Origin of the sequence: Dactylosporangium sp. NPDC000555 (assembly GCF_040300025.1) — a bacterium.
Lineage (GTDB): Bacteria > Actinomycetota > Actinomycetes > Mycobacteriales > Micromonosporaceae > Dactylosporangium.
The window spans coordinates 1-5,207 of sequence record NZ_JBEPDB010000177.1 but is presented as its reverse complement, the minus strand read 5'-3'; the positions used below and the strand labels follow the sequence as shown (position 1 = coordinate 5,207).

General features: G+C 68.9%; 5 protein-coding genes. 4 read left to right on the top strand and 1 reads right to left on the bottom strand.

Annotated elements, in window-relative coordinates:
- The first annotated feature begins 308 nt into the window (after window positions 1-308).
- Window positions 309-974 (top strand): helix-turn-helix domain-containing protein, encoded by a 666-nt coding sequence (locus ABT297_RS42655; RefSeq protein ID WP_350559813.1) that lies wholly within the window; start codon window positions 309-311, stop codon window positions 972-974.
- On the opposite strand, the gene ABT297_RS42650 is transcribed toward ABT297_RS42655, so the two are convergent.
- Entirely contained in the window at window positions 963-1,358 is a 396-nt protein-coding gene (locus ABT297_RS42650) for a VOC family protein (protein ID WP_350559810.1), read from the bottom strand. The genes ABT297_RS42655 and ABT297_RS42650 overlap by 12 nt on opposite strands.
- A 345-nt stretch (window positions 1,359-1,703) precedes the next feature.
- Between ABT297_RS42650 and ABT297_RS42645 the strand changes: the two genes are divergently transcribed.
- From ABT297_RS42645 to ABT297_RS42635, 3 genes are all read left to right on the top strand, one after another.
- A complete protein-coding gene (locus ABT297_RS42645; RefSeq protein ID WP_350559807.1) occupies window positions 1,704-3,143 on the top strand; it encodes a PfkB family carbohydrate kinase in 1,440 nt (479 codons plus the stop codon).
- Complete coding sequence (locus ABT297_RS42640) at window positions 3,140-4,753, top strand: PfkB family carbohydrate kinase (RefSeq protein ID WP_350559804.1); 1,614 nt, start codon at window positions 3,140-3,142, stop codon at window positions 4,751-4,753. Before ABT297_RS42645 ends, ABT297_RS42640 begins: the two co-directional genes overlap by 4 nt.
- A gap of 118 nt (window positions 4,754-4,871) precedes the next feature.
- Entirely contained in the window at window positions 4,872-5,102 is a 231-nt protein-coding gene (locus ABT297_RS42635) for a YciI family protein (protein WP_350559801.1), read from the top strand.
- The last annotated feature ends 105 nt before the right edge of the window (window positions 5,103-5,207 follow it).

Here is a 5,207-nt window from a genome sequence, read left to right as displayed (position 1 = left end):
CTGCGCCGTGTCGGCCGCGCACTGCGCCGTGTCGGCCGCGCACTGCGCCGTGTCGGCCGCCCGCTGGGCACCGACACCGCGCGCCTGCGCCTGGCCCGGGCCCTGCCGCTGCACGCCGGCGACCGGGCACGGCCGTGGGTGCTCCGCGTCTTGATCGTCGGCCCCGCAGCGGTGCAACACCGTTGCGTCAAGCGCCGGGCGGATCAGCGAATCAGACGGTGCACCACCTGGTCCACTTCCCGGCCCGAACCCCTCCCGGGAGCGTGCGCCGTCGTCACTTGTCGCACGTCTGTGGAATGGTCGAGGGCGTGTACGAGGAATGGACGTCAGCGCTGCCATACGTCGTCGCGTGGCGGAGTGTCACGCCGCTGGGCGGTGCTCCGAAACGTATTCTGCCGGACGGCTGCCTAGACCTGATCTGGCAGGACGGTGCGGTCTTCGTCGCCGGGCCGGACACGACCGCACAGGTCGGGCTTCCCTCGCCTGGCAGCCGGCATGCCGCGCTGCGGTTCGGCGCCGGCACCGGCCCCGGCGTGCTGGGCGTGCCCGCCTCCGAGTTGGTCGATCGTCGTGTGCCGCTGGACGCGCTGTGGCCGGCGGCCGACGTGCGCGCCATCGCCGAGGCAGACGATCCTGTCGCCGCGCTGACCGAGGCCGCGAGCCGGCGCTGGCAGGGGGCCGACCGCGCGATGGTCGCCTTGGCCGGTGCCGCGCGGGCCGGGTTGCCCGTGGGCTCGGTCGCTGAGCGGTGCGGGCTCAGTTCCCGGCAGTTGCAGCGGCGCAGCAACACCGCCTTCGGCTACGGGCCGAAGACCCTACACCGGATCTTGCGGTTACAGCGGGCCGTCGCTCTGGCCCGGGCCGGCCGGCCGTTCGCGACGGTGTCGGCCGACGCGGGCTACGCCGACCAGGCCCATCTTGCACGCGAGGTGCGGGCGTTGGCCGGCGTGCCGCTCAGCGCTCTACTCCGCTGACTTCGACCAGGCGAAAAGGTCCACGACGTTGCCGTCCGGATCTCGTACCTGTGCATAACGCTGTCCCCACGGGGCGTCCCAGGGCGCTTTGACCGACGGGTGCCCGGCGGCGACCAGGTCGGCGTAGGAACTGTCGACCTCAGCCGGATCGGAGCACAGGAAGGCCCAGCCGCCGGAGGGCGGCCCCGGCTGGTAGTCCGCGTCGAGAGACTGCAATGAGGCGTGTGTATCCCACATGAGACGGATGCCTCCGGCGACCGTCGCCTCGGCGTGCGGGTCCTGCTCGGCACCGGCCGGAAACTCAAGGCCGAGCCGGCGGTAGAAGGAAAGGGATGCTGCCATGTCGGCCACCGCAAGGCCGATCGCGTTGAATGTAGGTGCCACGGGCACCGACGGTACGAGGAGTCCGCGCCAGGGTCTTGAAGAAATCGGACGCCGGCGAACCACGCCCATTGGTGTACCGCACTGGCATGGAACCGCACACGCCTGCGATGGGCATCCGCTTGCATGGCACGTGGCCGGGGGGTGCCGTGCGGCCCGCCCGTCGGCGACGACGCTCGAGGCCGCGGCGAGGGCCATTGCCCATCTATCGATGGTGATGCGACACTTGAGTAGCCGCTGCGGCACTCGGAGGGTGTTGTGACCGGAACCCGAAGCCGTCTTGACGTCGTCGGGCTGGGTGCACTGAACGTCGACTACATCGCGGGCGCGTCAAGCCTGACGAAACGCATGGCGGACTGGGTCGTCGAATCGGCCGCGCGCTTCGAGGGCAACGTCGAGGGCCGGGCCTCGGAAGAGGTCATCCTGGCCGTCATCGACCAGCTCGGGTCATCGTCACTGCAGACCGCGCTGGGCGGGTCGGCGTGGAACACCGTGTTCGCGCTGAGCCAGATGCGCGTGGGTGTCCGGTGCGGCTACGTCGGCGTCCTCGGCGAGGTCGGCATGCTCGGCCTGTCGTTCACCCATCAGATGGATCTGCTCGGCATCGATCGGCGATGGGTACACAAGCTGCCGATGCGCCCGTCCGGCATGTGCCTCTCGTACATCGACGACGGGGAGCGGACGTTACTCACCTGCCCCGGTGCCAACCTGCACATGGCGACATATCTGCGGCAGCATCGGGAGCGGATCGCCCAGTATCTGGCGAGCGCGCGCATCGTCCACGTCACGTCGCTGCTGGACGGCGAGAGCCCGGTGGAGCAGCTGGCCGTCCTGGCGCTGGCCAAGGAACTCAACCCGGCGATGGTGATCACCTTCGACCCGGGGCACGACTGGGCGCTGAACCCCACCGAGGCGATCCTGGGCATCCTCCGGCTCGCCGACTACGTGTTCGTCAACTTTCGAGAGTTCAAGGCGCTGGGCAACTACCGTCACGGCCAACTCGACTCCGAGGTCGCGTGGACGCTGCTGGCGCGCTGCGGCCCCGGCGCGACGGTCTTCGTCACGAAACGGTACGACTTCGTCGAGGTCTTCCGCAGTGGGCGGGGAGGCCTCACGACGGAGCAGTTCAGGCTCGCCTTGCCGCTCACGGCCGAGACCGGGCTCGAGGACGCGACCGGGGCCGGCGACGTCTTCTCGGCAGCCGTACTCGCCGGACTGGCCTCGCGCGAGATCCAGGCCGAGCTGGGCTCCCTGCTCGGTCTCAGCCTGGCCCGACACAAGCTGCGGGGTTCGGGCCTGCCGGCGCTGGCCCACGGGTTCCTGCAGATCAGGGAGAGCCTGACCCGTGAGCGGCCTCGGCCGAACGGGGTGTTCCTGTCGCACGACGGCACGCCGCCGTCGCTCGATCTCCGCGAGTTCCTCGAGATCGACTGCCGGCTCACCGTTTTCGAGCTGGACCGGTCCGATTCGCAGATACCCGTGGCCGACGCGATGCGAATGATATTGACGAAATGCAGCTTCGCCGTATGCGTCCTGACGGTCGGGGCGGCGACGGCCGACGGGCAGGGCCGGGCCGATCAGGATGTCGTGCATCAGGCGGGAATTTTTCACGGTAGATACGGTTTCGGCCGCGTCGCGATGTTGGTGGAGGACGGTTGCGAGATGTTCTCCAACGCGGCGGGACTCATTCGACTTCCGTTTCCCAGGGGACGCGTGGACGCGACCTTTCTCGAGATCGAGCGTATGCTCGTTCGAGAGGGTTTGATCGAAAGGAATGAACTGAGATGATTGAATATACTCAGGGAAGACTGGCCGGGGAATCCAGGAGTTCGAAATTCCAGTTCGACGTCGTCGGCGTCGGCGCCATCAATCTCGATTACATCGCGACCGCCTCGGCTGTGCACCGCCAGACATCGGAGAACAGCGCCTCGCTCACCACCCGGCTCGAGGGCGTTCTGGGCGACGGGACGGCGATCGAGCGGGGCGCGGAGCGTGACGTCGGCGCGGACGTGATCTACGCCGCGCTGGAGGCGGCCGACGCCGGCTCGCTGAAGGTGAACCTCGGCGGCTCGGCGTTCAATGCCATCATGGCGATCGCGCAGACCGATCTCGGGCTGCGCCTGGGCTACGTCGGCGTCGCCGGCCGAATGCCGATGCCGGGAATTTCCAGCACCCGGCAGATGCAGATTTTGCGAATCGACGACTCCGGCGTCCGTCAGCACACCGAGGTGCTGAGCGGGATCTGTTTCTCGTTCATCGAGGACGGCGAGCGCACCCTGTTGACCCATGCGGGTGCGAACGAACTGATGGCCGATTATCTGGAAGATGATTTCGAGGCGGTCGTAAAATATCTGTCCGCCGCCCGCGTGATTCACCTGACGTCATTTCTCGATCCGCGCACGCCGCAACGGATGCTGGCCGTGCTGGAGACGGTCAAGCAACGCAGTCCGGAAACGATGATCTCGTTCGATCCCGGTCACGTCTGGGCGACCAGCCCCACGCCGGCGATCGCCGAGCTCGTCGGGCTCGCCGACTTCCTGATTCTCAACAATCGTGAGTTCCGGGCACTCGGCGAGCATGCCGAGGGCGACGACGACACGCTCGTGGCCGACCGGCTGCTGTGCCGCGCCCAGCCCGACGCGATGATCCTGGTGAAGAAGCCGTCCGGGATCTCGACCTTCACGCGCACCGGCGGTGAGGTGCGCAGGGAGCACTACGCGCAGTCGACCCTGCCGGCCGGCGAGGTGGAGGACGACACCGGGGCCGGCGACGTCTTCGCGGCCGGGCTACTTGCCGTCATCACCTCCGATCGGCTCCAGGTGGAACTGGGCGCGCTGCTCGGCATGGCACTGGCGCGGCACAAACTCCGATATGTGGGGCACGGTGGGCACGCGCATTTCCCGAAGGTCGCGCGGGACCTGATCCGCTCACTCGACGCCGGCCGGCGCGCGATGATCGAGCCACCCGGCGTCTTCATCGCACACGGCGGAAGCTCGGACTGGCTCGCCGTCAAGGAGCTCATCGAGACCGAGCTCGGTCTGCCGGTGCACTTCTTCGAGCGCCAGACCTGGGGCAGCGTGGCGGTGACCGAGGCGCTCGAGGCGAACCTGGCGCTGTGCTCGTTCGCCGTCTGCGTGCTCACCGTCGAGGACCTCACCGCCGAGGGAAAGCGGTTTGCCCGGCAGAACGTCGTGCACGAGATCGGGCTGTTCCAGGGCAGGTATGGCTTCGACCGGGTCGCCGTGCTTGCCGAGGATGGCTGTGACTACGTGCCGGAGCTCGCCGCGCCGTATTCCATATCGTTCCCGCGCAACGGCATTCAGTCGGCCTTCTGGAAGGTACGGCGCATCCTGAAGGAGCGGTCCCTCGACGTCGCGGTGGTGTCGAATTCCGGGTGAGGGCGGCGTCATGGTGGCACGACGACGAGAGGGGTCTGGCAGGACGCGGACGAGCGGTTCCGGCGGGGATCCACGCCCGGCACAAGCGGTTCATGCGCATCCTGGGGAGTGCGACGCGATGCGCGGCGGGGCGGAGCTCGCGCCCACCGGGGCGGCGACCACGCTGCGGCGCCGGGGCGACGAGGTCAGCGTGACCGACGGGCCGTTCGCGGAGACCGGCGAACAGCTCGCCGGGTTCTACCTCGTCGAGGCGGCCGACCTCGACGAGGCGCTGGCGCTCACGCCTGAGCTGCCCTCCGGGGTGGTCGAGGTGCGGCCGCTGGTGCCGGGGGCGGAGGCCGGCAGCTGACCACGGCGGCGGCGGTTCGACCTCGCCGAGGACAGCCTGCAGGACGCGTTCGTGGCGGCGGCCGAGCACTGGGCGCGCGACGGCGTGCCACGGCGGCCGGCCGCC